22 protein-coding genes and 1 tRNA gene are annotated in these 21,695 nt (G+C 72.6%); 19 read left to right on the top strand and 4 right to left on the bottom strand.

From position 1 onward, the window contains the following. Nucleotides 1-30 precede the first annotated feature (30 nt). Nucleotides 31-783 carry a hypothetical protein gene (locus EDD26_RS01805; protein WP_148058670.1) on the bottom strand — a complete coding sequence of 251 codons (753 nt, stop codon included), beginning with the start codon at nucleotides 781-783 and terminating at the stop codon, nucleotides 31-33. A gap of 465 nt (nucleotides 784-1,248) precedes the next feature. Continuing rightward, entirely contained in the window at nucleotides 1,249-3,192 is a 1,944-nt protein-coding gene (gene acs, locus EDD26_RS01800) for an acetate--CoA ligase (RefSeq protein ID WP_123698387.1), read from the bottom strand. Nucleotides 3,193-3,509: 317 nt separating this feature from the next. Here acs and EDD26_RS01795 point away from each other — a divergent pair, with 317 nt between their 5' ends. From EDD26_RS01795 to EDD26_RS01740, 12 genes are all read left to right on the top strand, one after another. Further along, complete coding sequence (locus EDD26_RS01795) at nucleotides 3,510-4,514, top strand: TadA family conjugal transfer-associated ATPase (protein WP_123696147.1); 1,005 nt, start codon at nucleotides 3,510-3,512, stop codon at nucleotides 4,512-4,514. Then, complete coding sequence (locus EDD26_RS01790; protein WP_148058669.1) at nucleotides 4,511-5,371, top strand: type II secretion system F family protein; 861 nt, start codon at nucleotides 4,511-4,513, stop codon at nucleotides 5,369-5,371. The genes EDD26_RS01795 and EDD26_RS01790 overlap by 4 nt, the downstream gene beginning before the upstream one ends. A 200-nt stretch (nucleotides 5,372-5,571) precedes the next feature. After that, entirely contained in the window at nucleotides 5,572-5,766 is a 195-nt protein-coding gene (locus EDD26_RS01785) for a hypothetical protein (RefSeq protein WP_123696145.1), read from the top strand. A gap of 111 nt (nucleotides 5,767-5,877) precedes the next feature. Continuing rightward, a complete protein-coding gene (locus EDD26_RS01780; RefSeq protein ID WP_123696144.1) occupies nucleotides 5,878-6,051 on the top strand; it encodes a DUF4244 domain-containing protein in 174 nt (57 codons plus the stop codon). 28 nt (nucleotides 6,052-6,079) lie between these two features. Further along, nucleotides 6,080-6,361: a hypothetical protein gene (locus EDD26_RS01775; protein WP_123696143.1), complete on the top strand. Its 282-nt coding sequence runs from the start codon at nucleotides 6,080-6,082 to the stop codon at nucleotides 6,359-6,361. A gap of 59 nt (nucleotides 6,362-6,420) precedes the next feature. Then, a complete protein-coding gene (locus EDD26_RS01770) occupies nucleotides 6,421-6,798 on the top strand; it encodes an Rv3654c family TadE-like protein (protein ID WP_123696142.1) in 378 nt (125 codons plus the stop codon). 73 nt (nucleotides 6,799-6,871) lie between these two features. Next, nucleotides 6,872-9,643, top strand: coding sequence for a type I DNA topoisomerase (topA, locus tag EDD26_RS01765; RefSeq protein WP_425453457.1), 2,772 nt, complete (start codon nucleotides 6,872-6,874; stop codon nucleotides 9,641-9,643). Beyond that, nucleotides 9,640-10,272: a dTMP kinase gene (gene tmk / locus EDD26_RS01760; protein ID WP_123696141.1), complete on the top strand. Its 633-nt coding sequence runs from the start codon at nucleotides 9,640-9,642 to the stop codon at nucleotides 10,270-10,272. Before topA ends, tmk begins: the two co-directional genes overlap by 4 nt. 38 nt (nucleotides 10,273-10,310) lie before the next feature. Next, entirely contained in the window at nucleotides 10,311-11,474 is a 1,164-nt protein-coding gene (locus EDD26_RS01755) for a DNA polymerase III subunit delta' (protein ID WP_123698385.1), read from the top strand. A 73-nt stretch (nucleotides 11,475-11,547) separates the two neighbouring features. Beyond that, on the top strand, nucleotides 11,548-13,095 hold the full coding sequence (locus tag EDD26_RS01750) for an alpha/beta hydrolase (protein ID WP_170165494.1): 1,548 nt from the start codon (nucleotides 11,548-11,550) through the stop codon (nucleotides 13,093-13,095). 72 nt (nucleotides 13,096-13,167) lie between these two features. Continuing rightward, nucleotides 13,168-14,007, top strand: a complete 840-nt coding sequence (locus EDD26_RS01745) for an SDR family oxidoreductase (protein WP_123696139.1) — start codon at nucleotides 13,168-13,170, stop codon at nucleotides 14,005-14,007. Nucleotides 14,008-14,071: 64 nt separating this feature from the next. Then, nucleotides 14,072-14,147 (top strand) — tRNA-Thr (locus EDD26_RS01740). A gap of 66 nt (nucleotides 14,148-14,213) precedes the next feature. Here the strand turns inward: EDD26_RS01740 and EDD26_RS01735 are convergent. Then, a complete protein-coding gene (locus tag EDD26_RS01735; RefSeq protein ID WP_123696138.1) occupies nucleotides 14,214-14,567 on the bottom strand; it encodes a hypothetical protein in 354 nt (117 codons plus the stop codon). 249 nt (nucleotides 14,568-14,816) lie between these two features. Here EDD26_RS01735 and EDD26_RS01730 point away from each other — a divergent pair, with 249 nt between their 5' ends. Then, on the top strand, nucleotides 14,817-15,695 hold the full coding sequence (locus tag EDD26_RS01730; protein ID WP_123696137.1) for a CHAP domain-containing protein: 879 nt from the start codon (nucleotides 14,817-14,819) through the stop codon (nucleotides 15,693-15,695). 12 nt (nucleotides 15,696-15,707) lie between these two features. Here EDD26_RS01730 and EDD26_RS01725 read toward each other — a convergent pair whose 3' ends face one another. Further along, a complete protein-coding gene (locus tag EDD26_RS01725) occupies nucleotides 15,708-15,911 on the bottom strand; it encodes a hypothetical protein (protein WP_123696136.1) in 204 nt (67 codons plus the stop codon). A 76-nt stretch (nucleotides 15,912-15,987) separates the two neighbouring features. Between EDD26_RS01725 and EDD26_RS01720 the strand changes: the two genes are divergently transcribed. The 6 genes from EDD26_RS01720 (at nucleotide 15,988) to EDD26_RS01695 (ending at nucleotide 21,645) form a co-directional block, all read left to right on the top strand. Further along, the gene (locus EDD26_RS01720) at nucleotides 15,988-16,560 is read left to right on the top strand and encodes an isochorismatase family protein (protein WP_123696135.1); all 573 of its coding nucleotides are present in this window, start codon (nucleotides 15,988-15,990) and stop codon (nucleotides 16,558-16,560) included. A 79-nt stretch (nucleotides 16,561-16,639) separates the two neighbouring features. After that, complete coding sequence (locus EDD26_RS01715) at nucleotides 16,640-18,799, top strand: MMPL family transporter (protein WP_123696134.1); 2,160 nt, start codon at nucleotides 16,640-16,642, stop codon at nucleotides 18,797-18,799. Between the two features lie 93 nt (nucleotides 18,800-18,892). Beyond that, nucleotides 18,893-19,519: a GntR family transcriptional regulator gene (locus tag EDD26_RS01710; RefSeq protein WP_170165493.1), complete on the top strand. Its 627-nt coding sequence runs from the start codon at nucleotides 18,893-18,895 to the stop codon at nucleotides 19,517-19,519. Further along, a complete protein-coding gene (locus EDD26_RS01705) occupies nucleotides 19,516-20,412 on the top strand; it encodes an NAD(P)-dependent oxidoreductase (protein WP_123696132.1) in 897 nt (298 codons plus the stop codon). The genes EDD26_RS01710 and EDD26_RS01705 overlap by 4 nt, the downstream gene beginning before the upstream one ends. Beyond that, nucleotides 20,409-20,828, top strand: coding sequence for a carboxymuconolactone decarboxylase family protein (locus EDD26_RS01700; RefSeq protein WP_123696131.1), 420 nt, complete (start codon nucleotides 20,409-20,411; stop codon nucleotides 20,826-20,828). The genes EDD26_RS01705 and EDD26_RS01700 overlap by 4 nt, the downstream gene beginning before the upstream one ends. A 19-nt stretch (nucleotides 20,829-20,847) precedes the next feature. Then, nucleotides 20,848-21,645, top strand: a complete 798-nt coding sequence (locus EDD26_RS01695) for an N-acyl homoserine lactonase family protein (protein WP_123696130.1) — start codon at nucleotides 20,848-20,850, stop codon at nucleotides 21,643-21,645. Nucleotides 21,646-21,695 lie beyond the last annotated feature (50 nt).

The following is a 21,695-nucleotide window of genomic DNA, read 5'->3' as shown; positions in this document are numbered from 1 at the left end:
TGGGATCGCGCTGCTTCGGGAAGTTCGGGCTCAAGCGCTGAAGAGCCAGGGCTCGCTGCCGAAGGCGGAAGGTCCTTGGAAGAACGGTGCGATGGGCGGTGGCTTGCGCGACGCGTCCCATCGGCTCCGGAGCCGGTCGACGATCGGCGCCAGCTGGCGTCGCGCCTCAGCGGGCGTCGTCGCCACGACGCGGTGCACCTCGATGTCGGACCGCTGCGCCCGGTTGTACCGCTCGAGGTCGGTCAGCCACTGCGCGCGGTCGACGCGATGCTGATCGCCTTCGACCTCGATGATGAGCCTCGCCTGCCAGAACGCGGCGTCCGGCGCGACCGCCTCCTCCGCGTCGAGGACGACGGGCACGTTGCACCACGGCTCCGGCGCGCCCAACGCCTCGAGCTGCAGCCTCGTGATGGTCTCCGGGCGAGAGGCTGAGCGCGGACGCACCGCCGATGCGGCGGCGACCAGGCGGCGGTGCGCGCGGCGGCCGCGATGCCCCTCGATCGCCTCGACAAGGGCGGCGCGTGTCGCCCGCGGGGCTCGCTCCCATACGACCGAGTCGCCCAGCGCGACGAGGTCCTCGAACGCCAGGTAGTCGCATCCGTCGACGAAGGCCTGCGCGGGTGACGCCACGCGTAGTCCGTCGAACAGTTCGATCGCCGTCAGCTCGAGGGTGCGCTGGCGTCCCCGGATGCCGCTGCCCCGTGGTGCGTGCATCGGCGAGGGCACCGTCAGATCGATGCGGTCGAGTTTCCGCAGCCTCGGCGGTAGGGCGAGCTCGTGCACCGTTGCGGCGGTGGCGTGGCTGACCCACGCGAGCTCATCGGCCGTGCCGAGGGCGGCGCGGGCGCGGTCCGGCACCGACAGCTCGGCTGCTGCGTCAGACCAGACACCGTGGTGCAGCTGCCGCGCTCGATCGCCACGCAGTCGGCGCCGTCCGACGCCGAGCGCCGCTGCCTCCCGGCTTGTGAACGCTCCTCCGCGGAGCGACTCGGGCAGGGCCCATCCGTCATCGGTCATCTAGGGAGCATGCGGCAGCCGACCGGTGCTCGTCGGCGCGCGGACCCGGTCTGTGGAGAGCGGTTCCGCCGCGAGCCTCCCGAGACCGCGCGAATCTCCACAGAACAGACCGCTTCAGGGAAGTTCGCGCAGTCGCGGTTCCGCGAACTTCCCGACGTTGCGCGGACCGGGGCGTAAGCGCGCGATCTCGGGAAGTTCGACGGACGGGGGAGGGCTCGAGGGAAAGCCGAGCTAGCGCAGCTGCGAGCGGATCGCGTCGACGACCGTCTGGTCGGCGAGCGTCGTCGTGTCGCCGAGGTCGCGGCCCTCGGCGAGGTCGCGCAGCAGGCGGCGCATGATCTTGCCGGAGCGGGTCTTCGGCAGGTCGGGCACGATGAAGACCTGGCGCGGCCTGGCGATCGCGCCGATGTCGGTCGCGACGTGCTGGCGCAGCAGCTGCTCCGCCTCCTCGACGGTGTTCTCGCGCGATGCGGACTGCTTGAGGATCACGAACGCGACGACCGCCTGGCCGGTGGTGGCATCCACCGCGCCCACGACCGCCGCCTCGGCGACGCCGTCGTGCGCGACGAGCGACGACTCGATCTCGGCCGTCGAGAGCCGGTGCCCCGACACGTTCATGACGTCGTCGACGCGGCCGAGCAGCCAGATCTCGCCGTCGTCGTCCTTGCGGGCGCCGTCGCCGGCGAAGTAGCGGTCGCCGAACTTCTGCCAGTACGTCTCGCGGTAGCGGTCGTCGTCGCCCCAGATGGTGCGGAGCATCGACGGCCACGGGCTCGTCACGACGAGGAGGCCACCGTCGCCGTCGCCGACCGGCTCGCCCGCCTCGTCGACGACGTCGATCTCGATGCCGGGGATCGGCACCTGCGCGCTGCCGGGCTTGAGCGTCGTCACCGACGCGAGGCCCGAGATCATGATCGCGCCGGTCTCGGTCTGCCACCACGTGTCCATGACGGGCGTCGTGCCGCCGCCGACGACGTCGCGGTACCACATCCACGCCTCCGGGTTGATGGGCTCGCCCACCGTGCCGAGCACCCGCAGGCTCGACAGGTCGCTCGACTGCGTGTGCTGGCGGCCGAGCTTCATGAACGTGCGGATGGCCGTGGGCGCCGTGTAGAACACGGTCACGCCGTAGCGCTGGATGATCTGCCACGGCCGCTCGGGCGTCGGGGTGTCGAAGGTGCCCTCGTGCATGACCTGCGTCGTGCCGTTGGCCATCGGGCCGTAGACGATGTAGCTGTGGCCCGTCACCCAGCCGATGTCGGCGGTGCACCAGTAGACGTCCGACTCGGGCTTGAGGTCGAAGACGTGCCGGTGCGTGAACGCCGTCTGCGTCAGGTAGCCGGCGCTCGTGTGGAGGATGCCCTTCGGCTTCCCCGTCGTGCCCGACGTGTAGAGGATGAAGAGCGGATGCTCGGCGGGGAACGCCTCGGCGACGTGCTCGGCCTCGGCGTCGGCCATCGCCTCGTGGTACCAGACGTCGCGGCCGTCGACCCAGTCGATCTCGTTCTCGCCGCGGCGCACGACGAGCACGTTCGTCACGCCGTGGCCGGGCTCGCGGAGCGCCTCGTCGACGGTCGGCTTGAGCGGGAAGACCTTGCCCTTGCGCCAGGCACCGTCGGTCGTGATGACGAGCGTCGCGCCGGCGTCGTCGATGCGGCCGCGCAGGTTCGAGGGGCTGAAGCCGCCGAAGACGGCGGTGTGCACCGCGCCGATCCGCGCGCACGCGAGCATCGCCGCGACCGCCTCGGGCAGCATCGGCAGGTAGATCGCGACGCGGTCGCCGGCCTCGACGCCGAGCGAGGTCAGCACGTTGGCGAGGCGCTTCACCTCTGCCGTCATGTCGGCGTAGGTGAGGGTGCGGCGGTCGCCGGGCTCGCCCTCCCAGTGGAACGCGACGCGGTCGCCGTTCCCGGCCTCGACGTGGCGGTCGAGGCAGTTGACGGCCACGTTGAGCGAGCCGTCGTGGAACCACCGCGCGTGCGGCGGCTGCCAGTCGAGCACCTCGGTGAAGGGCGTCTCCCACTGCAGCTCACGGGCCTGCTCGGCCCAGAAGCCGAGCCGGTCCGCGCCCGCTCGCTGGTAGAGCTCGGCGGAGGTCGCCGACGCACCGGCCAGCTCCTCCGGCGGCGCGAAGCGGCGGGTCTCGGTGAGCAGGTGGTCGATGCGGTCAGACACGGGCATTCCTCCAGACGTCGTCGTCGAGCCCGAGCCTAGCGAGGGCGCTCGCCGCGCGGGCCTCGTCGCGTCCGGGCGTGTGCATCCGCGGGCTGCACCACGGCGAGCCGGATCGTGTTGCAGCGATGCTCGGCGCGGACGTGCACCTAGCATGGGCCCCGTCGGCCTGGCCGACCCAAGCAGGTGACCGGCGGATCCCCCATCCGCCTCCCTGTGGCGGCGCCCCCTCCCCCCAGGCGGGCGCCGCCTCCCTGCCCGTCCACAGGACGACCGGCCGATCGCGCGCCGTCCGCACGCCTCGCCCTACGGTGCGCCCCATGCCAGCACCGCCGACCACCGGCATCCCGTTCGTGGCGGGCGCCACCCGAGCGCCGGGGACGGGCCCCGTGCGGACGGCGTCCGACGGCGCGGCGCTGCGCGAGTTCGGCGAGCTCGCCCCGCTCGTCGCCGAGGCGGCGGTGACGGATGTGTTCGTCACCGGCGGCGAGGTGTGGGTCGATCGTGGCGGGGGCGCGGCTCGGGCGGGCCTGCGCCTCGAGCCGGAGCGCGCGCGGGCGCTCGCGGTTGCGCTCGTCGCGGCGGGCGGCAGGCACGTCGACGAGGCGACGCCGTGCGTCGACGTGCGGCTGCACGACGGCATCCGCGTGCACGCCGTGCTGCCGCCGATCGCGGTCTCGGGCACGCAGCTGTCGATCCGGCTGCCGCGCGTGCGGGCGCTCTCGCTCGACGAGCTCGAGCGCACGGGGATGTTCGCCGTCGTGCCGCTGCCCCTCGTGCGGGCGCTCGTCGCGCGGCGGGCGAACGTGCTCGTGACGGGCGCCGCCGGATCGGGCAAGACGACGCTGCTCGGCGCGATGCTCTCGGCGGCTGCCGCCACCGAGCGGATCGTGACGATCGAGGACGTGGCCGAGCTGCGCATCCGCCACCCCCACGTGGTCGCGCTCGAGTCGCGGCAGGCCAATGCGGAGGGTGCGGGGGCGGTCGGGCTCGAGCAGCTCGTGCGCGAGGCGCTACGGATGCGGCCCGATCGGCTCGTGTTGGGGGAGTGCCGCGGCGCGGAGGTGCGCGAGCTGCTCGCGGCGCTCAACACCGGGCACGACGGCGGCGCCGGCACGCTGCACGCGAACTCGCTCGACGACGTCCCGGCACGGCTGGAGGCGCTCGGCGCGCTCGCGGACCTGACGCCCGCGGCGCTCGCGAGGCAGGCGGTGAGCGCCCTCGACGCGGTGCTGCACGTCGAGCGCGACGGCGACGGACGCCGCGTCGCCGCGGTCGGCGAGCTCGCGCTCGACGACGACCGGCTGGTGGTGCGACGGCGATGAGCGCGACGGGGTCTGCCGCGACGGCGATGGAGGATGCGGCGGCGACCGTGCACCGCCTCGCGGCGCTCGTGGCGGGCGGTCTGCCGCTCGAGCGCGCGTGGCGGATGCTCGGCACGGATGCGGCCGAGGTCGACGCGCGCGTCGGCGCGGTGCGCGCGGGCGGTGGCCTCGTGACCGCCGTGCTGGAGGTCGCGCGGCGCACCGGCGCGCCGACGGCGCCGACCCTCGAGCGGCTCGCCGGGCTGCTGCGCGAGCGTGCAGCGCAGGCGCGAGCGCTCGACGCGGCGCTCGCGGGACCCCGGGCGACGGCGCGGCTCGTGATGGTGCTCCCGATCGTCGGCCTCGGCTTCGGCGCGGCGCTCGGCCTCGACGTGGTGGGCGCGCTCGCGGGCGGCGGGCTGGCGACGTGGTCGGTGCTCGCGGGAGCCGCGCTGCTCGTGGTCGCCTGGGGCTGGTCGCGCACGATCGTGCGGCACGCCGCGCGGGGCGATGAGGCGCCGGGGATCGCGCTCGACCTCGTGGCTGTGGCGCTCGCGGGCGGCGGAGCGGTCGATCGGGCGCGCACCGCCGCCGCGGCCGCGCTCATCGACGCCGGCGTCGCGTCGAGCGGCTGGGACGACGTCGACGCGGCGCTCGACCTCGCCCGCAGGGCCGGCGTGCCGGTGCGGGGGCTGCTGCTCGCGGAGGCGTCGGCAGCCCGCACGCGGGCTCGGCTCGAGGGGGAGGCGCGAGCCGAGCGCGCCGCGGTGCAGCTCGCGCTGCCGCTCGGCGTCTGCGTGCTGCCGGCGTTCTCGCTGCTCGTGGTCGTGCCGCTCGTCGTCTCGATGCTCGAGGGTGCGCTCGCGCCGCTCGGCTGAGGGATCGGCCGCGCCGAGTGTCGGCTTGCGGTGCGAGTGTCGCGACACTCGCGCACGAACCCGACACTGCGGGAGCGAGGCGGCGAGCGCCGCGGGTGCGAGATCGATCGGGCAGAGCGGCCCTCCGCCACCGCATGCCGCTTCGCCGCCCGCTCAGCGCCATCGAGCGCACGCCCAGCCCCCGCTCGTAGCGTCGAGGCATGCGGAACCCCTTCAGCGCCATCGTCAACTGGGTCGCCGCGCTGCTCGCGTCCGGCAGCGGCGCTCCGCACCCGATCGTCTCGACGGACCGCGCGCGCAAGCCGCAGACGTCCCGGAAGCGGCAGCCCTCGCGCAAGCCCAAGCCCAAGCCCAAGCCCAAGCCCTCGCGCAAGCCCAAGCGCCGACGTCGCTGAGCCGGCGCCGTCCGGCCGGCCAACGCGTCGCCCTCCACAGGCCACGCTGATCGCCGCACGCGGCGGCAGGCTCGTGCCGCACGCTGGGCCTCCTGAGGGAAGGAGGCGAGCATGCGGATGCTCGAGAGGCTGGTGCACGAGGAGGACGGCGCGGCGACCGCCGAGTACGTCATCGCGACGATGGCGGCGGTCGGGTTCGCAGGGCTGCTGGTGGTGATCCTGCGCTCCGACGAGGTGCGCGGGATGCTCACCGACATGGTGGAGCGTGCGCTCTCCGTGCAATAGCGGGGGCGCCCGCGGGGAGCTCGGCGCGGTGACGGCCGAGCTCGCCGCGGCGCTGCCGGCCGCGGTGCTCGCGATCGGGCTCGCGGTCGGCGGCGTGGCCGCCGCTGCGGCGCAGGTCGCGCTGGAGCAGTCCGCGGGCGCCGCGGCGAGAGCCGCGGGGCGCGGTGACGACCCGGCCGCGTACGCGGGCGGTGCGCGGCTGCGCATCGACCGGCACGGCGAGCTCGTCTGCGCCGAGCTGTCGCGGGACGCCCTCGCGGGCGCGCTCACGCTCGTCGCCCGCAGCTGCGCGCACGGCGGTGGGCGGTGACCGGCGCTCCACGGGGTGCAGGGCGCGCGCTCGAACATCGTGTGGATGAGGCTGCGGACGTGCTCGACGGCACCGCGCAACGCCGCCCGGACGTCCGAGGCGACGGCGGCGCCGGTGCTGCACTCGCGCTCGCGGTCGCCACCGCGGCGGTGCTGCTGGCGCTGCTCGTCGTCGGCGCGGGCACGGCCTCGATCGCCCAGGCTCGCGCCGCGGCGGCGGCCGATGCGGCGGCCCTCGCGGCAGCCGACGCGCTGTCCGGCTACGCCGATGGCAGCCCGTGCGGGCTCGCGCAGGCGGTCGCCGCGGCGAGCGGTGCGCGGCTCGGCGCGTGCGCCGTCGACGGCCTCGAGGTGCGCGTGACGACCGCCGTCCCGATCGGACCGCTGACCGCATCCGCCGCCGCGATCGCCGGTCCGCCCGCTGTGGGCGCACCATGACACCGTGTGTATTGTGGCGAGGCATGGCCCGGTCGGGCCGGAACCCCAATACGAAGAAGCAGTGAGCGTGAGCATGGGCAAGAAGCTCGTCATCGTCGAGTCCCCCGCGAAGGGAAAGACGATCGAGCGGTACCTCGGCGAGGGATACCAGGTGCTGGCATCCGTCGGCCACATCCGCGACCTCGTCAGCCCGCGCGACCTGCCCGCCGACCTCAAGAAGGGGTCGTACGGCAAGTTCGCCGTCGACGTCGACAACGGGTTCGCCCCCTATTACGTCGTCAGCGACGAGAAGAAGAAGACGGTCGCCGAGCTCAAGAAGGCGCTCAAGGACGCCGACGAGCTCATCCTCGCGACGGATGAGGACCGCGAGGGCGAGGCCATCGCGTGGCACCTGCTCGAGGTGCTGAAGCCGAAGGTGCCGGTCCGCCGGATGGTGTTCCACGAGATCACCGAGGACGCGATCCAGCAGGCCAAGGACTCGATGCGCGAGCTCAACATGCCGCTCGTCGACGCCCAGGAGACGCGCCGCATCCTCGACCGCCTCTACGGCTACGAGGTCAGCCCGGTGCTGTGGCGCAAGGTGCGGCAGGGCCTCTCGGCCGGCCGCGTGCAGTCGCCCACCGCGCGCCTCATCGTCGACCGCGAGCGCGAGCGCATGGCGTTCGTCTCCGCCGGCTACTGGAGCCTCGCCGCGCAGTTCGAGGCCGACGGCACCCGCTTCGGCGCCCGCCTCGTGCGGCTCGACGGCGCCCGCGTGGCGACCGGTTCCGACTTCGACGACCGCGGCCAGATCAAGGGCGTGCGCACGGTCCTCGACGAGGAGGCCGCGGAGACGCTCGCGACCGAGCTCGAGCGCTCCGCGTTCGCCGTCGCCGGCGTCGAGTCGAAGCCCTACCGTCGCCGCCCGTCCGCGCCGTTCACCACCTCGACGCTGCAGCAGGAGGCAGGCCGCAAGCTCAAGCTCTCCGCGAAGCAGACGATGTCGGTCGCCCAGTCGCTCTACGAGCAGGGCTACATCACCTATATGCGCACCGACTCGCCCTCGCTGTCGTCGCAGGCCATCACCGCCGCGCGGGCGCAGGCGACGAGCCTCTACGGCGCCGGCTCGATCCCGGCGGCCGCCCGCCACTACGCCGGCAAGTCGAAGTCGGCGCAGGAGGCGCACGAGGCCATCCGCCCCTCGGGCGAGCGCTTCCGCACCCCGAGCGACGTCAAGGGCTCGCTCACGCCGAACGAGCAGCGCCTCTACGAGCTGATCTGGAAGCGCACCGTCGCGAGCCAGATGATCGACGCCACCGGGCAGACCGCGACCATCACGATCGCGTCCGACAAGACCTCCCGCGGCATCGCCGAGTTCACCGCATCCGGCACCGTCATCACCGAGCCCGGCTTCCTGCAGGCGTACGAGGAGTCGACGGATGCGTCGCGCTACGCCGACGAGGCGTCGAGCGACGCCGCGGCCGGCGACGCGCGGCTGCCGGAGGTCAAGCAGGGCGACCCGCTCGGCCTCGCGGAGCTGGAGCGCAAGGACCACGCCACCACCCCGCCGCCCCGCTACACCGAGGCGAGCCTCGTGAAGGCGCTCGAGGAGCTCGAGATCGGCCGCCCGTCGACCTACGCGTCGATCATCGACACCATCGTGCGGCGCGGCTTCGTCACGCAACGCGGTGGCGCGCTCGTGCCGAACTGGATCGCGTTCTCGACGATCAAGCTGCTCGAGGACAACCTCGGCGACTACGTCGACTACGACTTCACCGCCGAGATGCTCGCCGACCTCGACCGCATCGCCGACGGAGAGCTCGACCGCCAGGAGTGGCTGCAGCGCTTCTACTTCGGCAGCGAGGCGCGGCCGGGCCTGCAGAGCACCGTCGCCAACCTCGGCGACATCGACGCGCGCGCCGTGAACTCGATCCCGGTCGCCGAGGGCGTCACGCTCCGCGTGGGCCAGTACGGGCCGTACCTCGAGGGCACCGACGCCGACGGCGAGACGAAGCGCGCGAACATCCCCGAGGACCTGACCCCGGACCAGCTGACGCCCGAGAAGGCTCAGGAGCTGTTCGCCGCGGAGCCCGTGCAGGACCGGGTCCTCGGCCAGCACCCGGAGACGGGGCTCGACGTGGTCGTGAAGAACGGCCGCTTCGGGCCGTACATCGAGGAGGCGCTGCCCGTCGAGCTCGACGACGAGGGCAAGCCCGTGCCTCCGAAGAAGGGCAAGGCCGCGCCCAAGCCGCGCCGCGCATCCCTCTTCAAGGCGATGGAGCCCGAGTCGGTCGACCTCGAGACCGCGCTCAAGCTGCTCGGCCTGCCGCGCGTCGTCGGCGTCGACCCGGAGTCCGGCGTCGAGATCACCGCCCGACCCGGCCGCTACGGGCCGTTCCTGTCGAAGGGCGAGGACACCCGCTCGCTCGACGAGGAGGACCAGATCTTCTCGATCACGCTCGAGCAGGCGGTCGAGAAGTTCGCGCAGCCGAAGTACGGTGCCAGGAAGGCGGCGACCGCGCTCAAGGAGTTCGACGCCGACCCCGTCTCGGGCAAGCCGGTCAAGGTTCGCGACGGCCGGTTCGGGCCGTACGTCACCGACGGCGAGACGAACGCGACGATCCCCCGCGGCGAGGACGTCGAGGGCATCACCTTCGAGCGCGCGATCGAGCTGCTGCAGCTCAAGCGCGAGAAGGGTCCCGCGAAGAAGCCGGTGCGCAAGGCCGCGGCCAAGAAGCCGGCGGCGAAGAAGCCGGCTGCGAAGACGGCCGCCGCCAAGAAGCCGGCTGCGAAGACGACGGCCGCCAAGAAGCCCGCCGCGAAGAAGCCGACCGCGAAGCCCGCGCCCACCAGCGACGCGTCGTGACCGGGGCGTTCATCACCCTGGAAGGCGGCGACGGCTCGGGCAAGTCGACGCAGGCGGGGATGCTGCAGGCGTGGCTCGAGGGCGAGGGCCGCACCGTCGTGCGCACCCGCGAGCCCGGCGGCACCGAGCTGGGCGTCGAGATCCGCCGGCTCGTGCAGCACACCGAGGGCCACGTCGCGCCGCGCGCCGAGGCGCTGCTCTACGCCGCCGACCGCGCGCACCACGTCGCGACCCTCGTGCGCCCGGCGCTCGAGCGCGGCGAGGTCGTGCTGCAGGACCGCTACCTCGACTCGTCCGTCGCCTACCAGGGCGCCGGCCGCGAGCTCGACGGCGGGCAGATCCGCGACCTCTCGCTGTGGGCGGCCGACGGGCTGCTGCCCGACCTCACGATCCTGCTCGACCTCGATCCGGCCGCCGGGCGCGAGCGGATGGCCGCGCGCGAGGACGCGCCGTACGACCGCCTCGAGGAGGCGGGGGAGGCCTTCGCACTCCGCGTGCGGCAGGCCTACCTCGAGCTCGCGGCGGCCGAGCCCGACCGCTTCGCCGTCGTGGACGCATCCGGCAGCCCAGCCGACGTGCATGCGCGCGTGGTGTCGCACGTGCGTGCGATGCTCGACGCGGACCGCTGATCGACCGGGCGATGGCGGCCGCGGACGAGAGGGTGCGCATGGCGAGCGGCTGGGACGCGAGCGTCGGCCAGGCCGATGCCGTCGCGCAGCTGCAGCGGGCCGCCGCCGTCGATCCTGACGTCGACGGGTCGGGCGCCATGACGCACGCCTGGCTGCTCACCGGCCCGCCCGGCTCCGGCCGCTCGAACCTCGCCTACGCGTTCGCGGCCGCGCTGCTGTCGCCGCCGACCGGCATCGACGAGGGGGTCGCCACGCTCGTCGAGGCGCGCACCCACCCGGACCTCGTGACGCTCTCGACCGAGGGGGTGCTCATCACGATCGCGCAGGCCCGCGCCGTCGTGCAGCGCGCGTCGCTCGCGCCGTCAACCGCCCGGTACCGGGTGATCGTCGTCGAGGACGCCGACCGGATGGCCGAGCGCACGTCGAACGCGCTGCTCAAGGCACTCGAGGAGCCGCCGCCCGAGACGGTGTGGATCCTGTGCGCACCGAGCGAGGCCGACCTGCTGCCGACGATCCGCTCGCGCGTCCGCACGCTCACGCTGCAGGTGCCCGACCCGGCAGCGGTCGCGCAGCTGCTCATCGACCGCGACGGCGTCGCCCCAGAGGTCGCCGCGCGCGCCGCGCGCGAGGCCCAGAGCCACATCGGCATGGCGCGCAGGCTGGCGACGAGCGAGGAGGCGCGCGCCCGTCGCGCCGAGACGCTCCAGATCGCGATGCGGGTGTCGACCGCCGCGTCGGCGGTGCTCGCGGCGGCCCGCTACGTCGAGATCGCCACGGCCGACGCCGACGCGCTCTCGGCCGAGCGCGACGAGGCGGAGCGCGCGCAGGCGCTCCACCAGCTCGGCATCGAGCCGGGCGGCACCGTGCCCCCGGCGCTGCGGCGCCAGCTCAAGGAGCTCGAGGACGCGCAGAAGCAGCGCGCGAAGCGGGGCATGCGCGACGGCGTCGACCGCATCCTCGTCGACCTCCTCTCGCTCTACCGCGACATCCTCATGACGCAGCTCGGCGTGGGCAGCGATCTCGTCAACGAGGCGATGCGGCCCACGGTGCTCGCCGCGGCCGCCTACCTGCAGCGCGCCGCCGTGATCGACGTGCTCGACAGCATCCGCATCGCGCGGGAGCGCATCGAGGCGAACGTGCCGCCGGTGCTCGCGCTCGAGGCGATGCTCGTGCGCGCCGCGCGCGCGGCGCAGCGCCGCTGAAGCGAGCGCCGCTGAGCGGATCATGCGCCGCGGCGGTGGGGTCGCACGCCCGACGCCGCGTACCGTTGGAGGCATGCTCCGCACCCGCCGCCTCGCAGCCCTCACCGCGGTCGTCGCTGCGACCTCGGTCGCCCTGACCGGGTGCATCATCCTGGCGCCGCCGGTGCCGACGGTCGCCGACGGGCCGGGTTGGACGCCGACCGGCGAGGACGTCGCCCCAGAGCTCGCGAGCTACTTCGAGCAGGACGTCGACTGGCAGCAGTGCGACGACAACTGGTGCGGCACCGTGAACGCGCCGCTCGACTGGTTCGCGGTCGGCGAGGAGTCGATCGACGTCGCGGTCACCGTCGCGCCGGCGACCGGTGAGCGGCTCGGCGCGATCCTCTACAACCCCGGCGGCCCGGGCGCATCCGGCGTCGAGTACGTGCAGCAGTACGCCGACTACCTCCTGCGTCCCGAGGTGCGCGAGCACTACGACCTCGTCGGCTTCGACCCCCGCGGCGTCGGTGCCTCGACGCCGATCTCCTGCTACGACGACCCGCAGGAGCTCTACGACTGGCTGTGGGAGATCCCGGATGGGCCGCGGCCCGAGCCGCTCAGCGACGAGGACCTCGAGCAGCAGCTCGCCGACGCGCAGTGGCTCGGCGACTCGTGCCTCGAGCACAGCGGCGAGCTGCTCGGCAAGATCGGCACGGAGCAGGTCGCGAGCGACCTCGACCTCGTGCGCTCGCTGCTCGGCGAGGAGCGGCTCAACTACCTCGGCGTCTCCTACGGCACGCTGATCGGCTCGACCTACGCAGACCTGTTCCCCGAGAACGTCGGACGGATGGTGCTCGACGCCGCCGTCGCGCCCGACTCGACCGACTTCGAGGGCACGCTCTACCAGGCGGCCGGCTTCGAGCTCGCGTACGGCAACTTCGTCACCGACTGCCTGCAGCAGGACGACTGCCCGTTCGTCGGCTCGAAGGAGGACGCGCTGCAGCAGACGCGCGACCTGCTCGACCGCCTCGACGCCCAGCCGATCCCGGTCGCCGACGGCCGCGAGCTCGGCGCGAGCGCGCTGTTCACCGCGATCGCCGCGAACCTCTACGCGGATGCGCAGTGGTCGACGCTGCGCAGCGTGCTGACCGACGTGCTCTCGGGCAGCGGGGAGTCGGCGTTCGCGGAGGCGGACGCGTACTACGGCGTGAACCCGGACGGCACGTTCGCCGACAACTCGCTCGAGACCCTCATCGCGGTCAACTGCCTCGACTACCCGGCCGTGACGGACTTCGACGAGGTGCGCGCGAACGCCGAGCAGATCCTGGCGGCCGCGCCGACGCTCGGCCCGGACTTCGTGGGCCTCGGCAGCTGCGCCGGCTGGCCGGTCGAGGCCACCCGGGAGCCGCACGAGATCACCGCGCCCGGGGCCGAGCCGATCATCGTCATCGGCGGCGTCAACGATCCGGCGACGCCCTACCAGCAGGCCGTCGACCTCGCGGCGATGCTCGAGTCGGGCGTGCTGATCTCGGTCGAGGCGGAGGGGCACGGGCAGTACTTCACCGGCAACGAGTGCGTCGACCAGCCCGTGAACCGCTACTTCCTGGAGGGCATCGCGCCGACCGCGCAGCTCGACTGCTGAGCGCCCGGCATCTCAGCGAATGCGGCGGGGGAGCGGAGCGCGCTCGCAGACGCCGCGCGTACCGTCGCCGGCATGAGCAACACGAGCGAGACCCGCACCGCGAACGACGCCGACACGCGCTTCCAGCCGCGCCGCGCGATCGTCACCGCCTCCGACTCAGGCATCGGCCGCGCGACCGCCGTCGCGCTCGCCGAGGCCGGCATGGACGTCGGCATCACCTGGCACACCGATGAGCAGGGCGCCCTCGACACCGCCGAGGAGGTGCTGTCGCACGGGGTGCGGGCGGCGGTCGCGCGGCTCGACGCGACGGACATCCCCGGATGCGGCGACGTCGTCGACAGCCTGGCCGACGAGCTCGGCGGGCTCGACGTCTTCGTGAACAACGCGGGAACGGGCGGTGCGACGCTGCTGCTCGACCTCGATTACGACGAGTGGGACGAGATCGTGAAGACCGATCTCAGCGGCGCCTTCGTCTGCATCCAGCGCGCAGCTCGACGGATGGTCGCAGGCGGTGCGGGAGGCCGCATCATCGCGGTCTCGAGCGTGCACGAGCACCAGCCGCGCGTCGGCTCGAGCGCCTACGATGCCGCGAAGCACGGCCTCGGCGGCCTCGCGAAGACGGCGGCGCTCGAGCTCGGGCGGCACGGCATCACCGTGAACACCGTCGCGCCCGGTGAGATCGCAACGCCGATGACCGGCCAGACCGACGAGGATCCCCACGGCGAGGACCGCCCGGGCATCCCGCTCGGCCGGCCCGGCGACGCGCGGGAGATCGCATCCGTCATCGCCTTCCTCGCATCGCCCGCCGCCTCGTACGTGACGGGCGCCTCCATCGTCGTCGACGGCGGGATGCTGCAGATGGGTCCGCAGGCCGGCTCGCACCTGCAGAGCGACGACTGGCGCTCGGTGTAGCCACGGCCGACGGTTCGTGGTGCGATCGAGACATGCGCTATGATCGTTGATCGTGCCTCGGCACGCCGCCTTAGCTCAGTCGGCAGAGCGATTCACTCGTAATGAATAGGTCCGGAGTTCGATTCTCCGAGGCGGCACCACCACCGAAACGGCCCCACCGGGACTCCTCGAGGAGACCGGGTCGGGGCCGTTCCGCCGTCCCGGGGCTATCCGCGGCTCGCCGCCCGACGCGCTTCGCGCACGCGCGTGCCCGCCGCGATCCTGCGCCGCGCGCGGTGCAGCGCCAGGTCGTCGACACGGGGTGCGAGCGGCCGCGGTGCCGCTCGCTCCCATGTGTGCTCGACGTGCATGAGGATGACGGGCCCGCCGTGCTCCGCTTCGCCGGCGAGTCGGACGTAGGTGATGTCAGGCCCGACGATGACGCGGTCGGGCTTGATGGACGACTGGGCGGCCCACCGGTCGAGGTCCTGCAGACCCGCGTCGCCCTCGTTGAGCTCGTCGAGGATCGCACCCACCAGGGCATCGGTGAGGAGGGTGTCGGTGACGGCGAGGCTCTGCATATTCGAACGGTAGGGACGCCGACTGGACGGCGGCCGGGGTGACGCAGAGGGCGAGCGCAGGGTCGACGCTCGATCGGCTCAGGGTGCACCACGGACGCGTGAGTCAGCGCTGTCGGCCTGCGGTCCGCGTCGCTCAGATCGCACCTGGACGAGCGCCAGTGCGGCGAGTAGAAACGGAAGCGCACCGGTCACGGGTGCCGCGGTCACGCGTGCGATCGCGAGACGCTGCTGCCAGGGAGCGGAGGATCCGTGATCACCTTCGCCGAGTGGCTGGAGGACGTCGAGGGCAAGGAGATCGACAACTCGGCTGGGCAGCCACATCCGCAGTGCACGGATCTCGTCCGCGACTACTACATGCGGGTGCTCGGTGCGCCCTGGGGCATCGGCCACGTCGCCGACTTCGCGTGGCAGTGGTGGACGGAATTCGAGACCGACGTGGATCGCCCGAGCAGATGGCTCCAGCGGGTCGCGGGCGACGCACGAGCGCAGTGGGGCGACGTCGCGATCTGGTCGGCTGCGATGACTCGGCCACAGTCGGAGTCGGGGCATGTTGCGGTCGTGGAGCGCGACCGTGGCCCGAGCCTGGACGTCATGAACCAGAACTTCATGGGGCATCGGTACTCGGAGCGCAGCACGATCAGGAAGCGGCACCTGCTCGGCTACCTCCGGCCGATACAGCCGCTCGCCGGTGCGCCGGGCGTCGCGAGCGCGCACGACAGCAAGGCAGAAGGGGAGCTCACCATGTCCGAAGCAGCCGAGATCCGCGCGGAGATCGCCGCACTGCGCGACCACCTCGACAACCTCCTGAGCCCTGGCGGTCGTGGCAGGTACTCGTGGGGCGACGTGACCGTCGACGAGCTGCGCGCCATGGTGCAGAAGGTGGACGACGCGAGCAAGCGTCTCGACGAGACCCTCGCATATGTGAAGGCCATCAGAGAGGGCCAGATCGCCCCGGGGCAGTACAGCTACGACCAGGCCATCCTCGCGCTGGTGCAGGGACTGACCGGATCGGTCGGCCGTCTCAAGGCGCGCCCTGCCCTGGACGTCGACGCGCTGGCTGCACAGCTGAAGGACGGGCTCGGGGCCGATGCGGCGAGCGACCTCGCGAAGCGGCTGAGCGATGGCTGAGCACCGCGCCGGTCAGCGGTCGCGCAGCCGGCCGACGATCTGCTCGAGCTCGGTGCCCTCGGCGACGCGCCAGTCGTCCTCGACCCCCTCGCGCGGGTGGTGGGTGATCGCGTGGCCCTCGACCTCCGACCGGTCGACGCTGCCGTCGGGATCGATCTCGGCGAGAGCGGTGCGGAGGTGCTCGGCGGCCGCGTCGCGGCTGGGGTGCTGGCTCATGGGTCGATGGTGGCAGAGCCCGTCTGCGATGCACCATGGAGCGACCTGACCCACGGCCCCTCGCTACCCTGCATGCATGACCCGTGGCATCCTCATCGTCGACGTCCAGAACGACTTCACCGAGGGCGGCGCCCTCGCAACCGACGGCGGTGCCGCGGTGGCTGCGGCCATCACCGAGCACCTCCGCGCCCACGCCTACGACCTCGTCGCTGCCAGCCGGGACTGGCACGACGCGACCGGCGACAACGGCGGCCACTTCGCGCCCGGCGCGCCCGACTTCGTCGACACGTGGCCCGTGCACTGCGTCGCGGGCTCGCCCGGGGCTGAGTACCACCCGGCGCTCGACGCGCTCGCGATCGACGTGCACGTCAAGAAGGGGCAGGGCAAGCCCGCCTACTCCGCGTTCGAGGGCGTCACCGACGATGGCGAGACGCTCGACGAGGTGCTCGCCGAGCAGGGGATCGACGAGCTGGACGTCGTGGGGATCGCCACGGACTACTGCGTCAAGTCGTCGGCGCTCGACGCGGCGCTCGCCGGCATCAAGGTGCGCGTCATCGACGGCCTGACGTCGGCGGTCGCTGCGGAGTCGCGGGCGACGGCACTCGACGAGCTGCGAGACGCGGGCGTGGAGGTCGTGGCACGGCCGTGACCACGGAGTGCGGCGAGGTGCATCGACCCTCGCATCGTTAGCCGACGACAAGTAGGCCGAGTACATATAGTCTGTCTGCATGACTTCGTCGCACCCGACCGACCGCTCCGAACGCCGCGGCGTGCCCCGCTGGCTGCGGGTGCTCATCCCCGCGGTGCTCATCCTCGGCTGGCTCGCGGCCGCGGGCATCGGCGGGCCGACCTTTGGCAAGCTCTCGACGGTCGTCTCGAACGACCAGACCAGCTTCCTGCCGGCGACTGCCGAGTCGACCGAGGTGCAGGCGCTGCTGCCCGAGTTCCTCGGTGCCGACGAGCTGCCCGCGATCGTGGTGGTCGCGGCCGACGCGGAGCTCGACGCCTCCGCGCTCGAGGGCGTCGACGCGCTGCAGCAGGCCATCGCCGAGCTCGACGGCGTCGTCGAGACCTCGCCCGTCGTGCCGAGCGACGACGGCCAGGCGGCGCAGATCGTCGCCCTGCTCGACGCGAGCGGGCCGTCGAGCGACCTCACCGGGGTCGTCGAGGAGCTGCGCGCCGAGGTGACGGATGCCGACCTGGGCGAGGGCGTGCAGGCGGCGGTCACGGGGCCGGCCGGCTTCACCGCCGACATCGCAGCGGCCTTCGAGGGGATCGACGGCATCCTGCTGCTCGTCGCCCTCGGCGCGGTCTTCATCATCCTGGTGCTCGTCTACCGCTCACCGCTGCTGCCGCTGCTCGTCCTCTTCACGTCCGTGGCGGCGCTCTGCCTCGCGATCCTCATCGTGTTCACGCTCGCGCAGGCCGACATCCTGACGCTCAGCGGTCAGACGCAGGGCATCCTCTTCATCCTCGTGGTCGGCGCCGCCACCGACTACGCGCTGCTCTACACCGCGCGGTTCCGCGAGGCGCTCGGGCAGACGCAGTCGCGCTGGCAGGCGACGCTCGCCGCGCTGCGCGGCTCCACCGAGCCGATCGTCGCCTCCGGCGGCACCGTCATCGCCGGCCTCCTCTGCCTGCTGCTGAGCGACCTGGTCTCGAACCAGCAGCTCGGGCCGGTGGCGGCCATCGGGATCGCGACCTCGATCCTCGCCGGGCTCACGCTCCTGCCCGCGCTGCTGCTCGCGTTCGGCCGCGTCGCCTTCTGGCCCGTCGCGCCGACGCCCGCGCGTCCCCGCACGAAGCCCGAGGACAAGGGCGTGTGGGGCGCCGTCGCCCGCCTGGTCGACCGCCGCTCGCGGGCCGTCTGGATCGTCACCGCGCTCGTGCTCGGCGCTGGCGCGCTCGGCGTCACGCAGCTGCAGGCCAACGGCGTGCCCTCGAGCGATTTCGTCGTCGGCGAGTCCGAGGCACGCGACGGGCAGGCGCTGCTGTCGGCGCATTACCCGGGCGGCTCGGGCAGCCCCACGCAGGTCGTCGTGCCGGAGGCGGATCAGGACGCGGTGGCGGAGGCCCTGGCAGACGCCGAGGGCGTCGAGGGTGTCGCGGTCGCGAGCGAGGACTCGCCGTCCGGGTCCATCCCGCTGCCGGTCGACCCCGCGTCGCCGTTCGCGGCGGCCGCCCCGACCGTCGTCGACGGGCAGGTGCTGCTGCAGGCGACGCTCGTCGCCGCACCCGACTCCGACGAGGCCCAGCAGGTCGTGCGCGAGCTGCGGGATGTCGTCCACGGCGCGTCCGCCGACGGCATCGTCGGCGGGCCGACGGCCACAGCGATCGACACGAACGACGCGTCCCAGCGCGATCGCGCGCTCATCATCCCGATCGTGCTCGTCGTCATCTCGCTCATCCTGATGCTGCTGCTGCGCTCGATCGCCGCCGCGCTGCTGCTGCTCGCCACGACGGTGCTGTCGTACGGCACCGCGCTCGGCGTCGGTGCGCTCATCCTCACGGCGCTCGGCATCCCGGCGATGGATCCGTCGGTGCCGCTCTTCGCGTTCGTCTTCCTCGTCGCGCTCGGCGTCGACTACAACATCTTCCTCATGACGCGGGTGCGCGAGGAGGTCGGCCGGATCGGGCACCGACGCGGCGTGCTGCGCGGGCTGCGCGTGACCGGAGGCGTCATCACCTCAGCCGGGGTCGTGCTCGCGGCCACCTTCGCCGCCCTTGGCGTCATCCCCGTGCTCTTCCTGCTGCAGCTCGCGATCATCGTCGCCCTGGGCGTGCTCATCGACACGACCCTCGTGCGCTCGCTGCTCGTGCCCGCGCTCGCGCTCGAGATCGGGCCGAACACATGGTGGCCGTCGAAGCTGGGTCGCGGACCGCGCTGACTTGCTCCCGCAGGTATGATCGTATTACGGTCATACAGACGAGGAGGTCGCCCCATGCTGGAACGACGTGCAGCGCCCCTGCGGGAGCAGGCGGTGGAGGAGATCCGCACCGCCATCATGCGGGGTGAGCTGGCCCCGGGCTCTCGGATCACTGAGAAGGCCGTCGAGCAGCGGCTGGGCGTGAGCCGCACGGTCGTGCGGGAGGCGCTCCGGCAGCTCGAGTCGGAGCGGCTGATCCGCATGGAACCGGGATCGGGGCCCGTCGTCACACGCCTGACGCGCGATGAGGCCCGGCAGCTGTACGAGGTGCGCGCCGCTCTGGAGGCTGCCGCGGCGCGCCTCGCCGCCGAGCACGGGGACGAGACATCCATCGGCGCGCTGGAGGACGCCTTCTCGAAGATCGACGAGGAGGCCCCTGCGAGCCTCGAAGCACTGCTCGCGGTCAAGAACGACTTCTACGCCGCGCTCATCGCGGCGAGCCGCAACCACATCATCGGGGAGCAGCTTGCCAACGTGCAGGCTCGCATCAGCCAGCTTCGGGCAGTCACGCTGTCGTCGCCGAACCGCCACCCGCAGATGCGCGCGGAGCTCAGCGCGGTCGTCGCCGCGATCGCGCGCGGCGACGCCGACGCTGCGTACGAGCTTTCCGTCGCCCACGTGATGGCGGCATCCGTGATCGCCCTCGAGCATCTCGACGACCGTCAGGAGGCGTTCGCATGAGCGTCACCCTCTTCCTCGGCCTTGGGCGGATGGGTGCGCCGATGGCGCGCCTGCACGCCGCGGCCTTCGAGACCCGCGTCTACGACGTGTTCGCCGAGGCCGCGAAGGCGGTCGCCGATGCGTCGGACGCGGTCGCGGTGTCCGACCTGGCGTCGCAGGGTGCGGATGCCGACGTCGTCATCCTCATGCTGCCGACCAGCCGTCACGTCGAGGAGGCGCTGCAGGGCGACGGTCTGTTCGCGCGACTGCCGAAGGGAGCGCTCGTGATCGACATGGGCTCGAGCGAGCCGGCGAGCACCCGCGCGCTCGCCGCGTTCGCGGCGGGCCTCGGCCTCGAGTACGTCGACGCACCGGTCTCCGGCGGCATCGCGAAGGCGGAGACCGGTGAGCTGACGATCATGGTCGGTGGCGAGGATGACGCGGTGGCCCGCGCCATGCCGCACCTCGAGACGGTCGGCACCTCCATCGTCCACGTCGGCCCGGCTGGTGCCGGGCACGCCGCGAAGGCGTTGAACAACCTCGTGAGCGCGACAAACATCGCAGCCGCGACCGAGGCGGTCACCGTCGCCAAGCACTTCGGCATCGAGCCCGCGACGATGGTCGAGGTCTTGAATGCATCCACTGGCATGAGCCAGGCGACGCAGGTCAAGTTCCCTCAGCACATCCTCCCCGGCACCTACGCCTCGCGATTCGCCTACGACCTGATGCTCAAGGACATGGGCATCGCGGTGCAGATGGCGGGCGAGGTGGGCTTTGCGCCGGTGACCGGAGCCGCGTTCACCACGCTCGCAGAGGGCCGCGCCGGCCTCGGCGAGCACCCCGACCACACCGAGATCGCTCGCGTCTACGCGAGGGCGACGGGCATCAGCATCGACGAAGGGCAGCCCCTATGACGACCATCGACCCGCAGGACTACATCGACGAGATGGCGCGCAAGCGCGGCTACGTGCTCGACTATCACAAGGTCATGGCGAAGCAGGATTTCCCGGTGCTGCAGGCGGCGAACCAGATGGTCTCCGCCGCGTACCTCGACCAGCGCACGCTCGACCGCAAGACGAAGGAGCTCATCTTCATCGTCTCGCTGACGGTCATGCGCGCCTCGAAGGGGCACATCCAGTCGCACATCCGCGTCGCGCTCGACCTGGGCCTCACGCCCACGGAGATCCTCGAGGCGATCGAGATCGCGCTGCCCGAAGCGGGCATCGTCGCCTTCCAGGCCGGTTTCGACGCTTGGCGCGAGGTCGTCGGTGCCGACGGCATCGAGCCGACCGTCTCGGTCCACGAAGGCGGCTCCGGCTCCGGCGCATAGCTGGTACGGAGAGGGCAGCATGCAGACGCAGCATCCGTGGGAGGTCGTGGTCGTGCGGCACGGCACGCGCGACACGCGACGGAGCGAGGTCTTCCTCAACTACCCGTTCTACGGCGAGCCGGACGGCCCGTTCACGCTCGACTACTTCTTCTGGGTGCTGCGCCGCGGTGACGAGGCGATCGTCGTCGACACCGGCTACTCCGCAGCAGGTGCGGCCTCGCGCGGGCGAGAGGTGCTGATCGACCCGCTGGAGGCGCTGCGCCGGTTGGGCGTCGAGCCCGCCTCGGGCGTGCCGGTCGTCGTCACCCACGCGCACTACGACCACATCGGCAACCTGCCGGCGTTCGGAGCATCTCCGGTCCACATCGCGCAGTCCGAGATGGACTTCTGGACCAGCGACATCGCGACGCGCGCGCTCTTCTCGCACTTCGGGGATCCCGACGAGGTCGAGGAGCTGCGGCGCGTCCAGGCGGAGGGTCGCCTCCGGCCGTTCAGCGAGCGGGCCCCGATCGCGGACGGTGTGGAGCTCGTGGAGGTCGGCGGGCATACGCCGGGCCAGTCGATGGCGATCGTCGAGACGACGGCAGGCCGCGTCCTCATCGCGAGTGACGCCGCGCACTTCGTCGAGGAGCTCGAGCGTGACATGCCGTTCGTCTCGATGGTCGACGTGCCGCAGTCGTACCGCGTGCTGGACGAGATCCGGCGCATGGACGTCGCTCACGTGCTGACCGGGCACGACGCCGGCACGCTCGATCGCCTCGAGCCGCTCGGCGACCAGCTGCCCGGCCTCGCGGCCGTCATCGGCAGGCTGCGGTGAGCCTGCCGGCCGACGTCCTGGCCGTCGTGCGCGACGACGCGCGACTGCTG

It is taken from the genome of Agrococcus jenensis, from assembly GCF_003752465.1.
In the GTDB taxonomy this organism is placed as follows: domain Bacteria; phylum Actinomycetota; class Actinomycetes; order Actinomycetales; family Microbacteriaceae; genus Agrococcus; species Agrococcus jenensis.
Note: the sequence above shows the minus strand (reverse complement) of the source record. Positions and strands in the feature narration are given on the sequence as shown.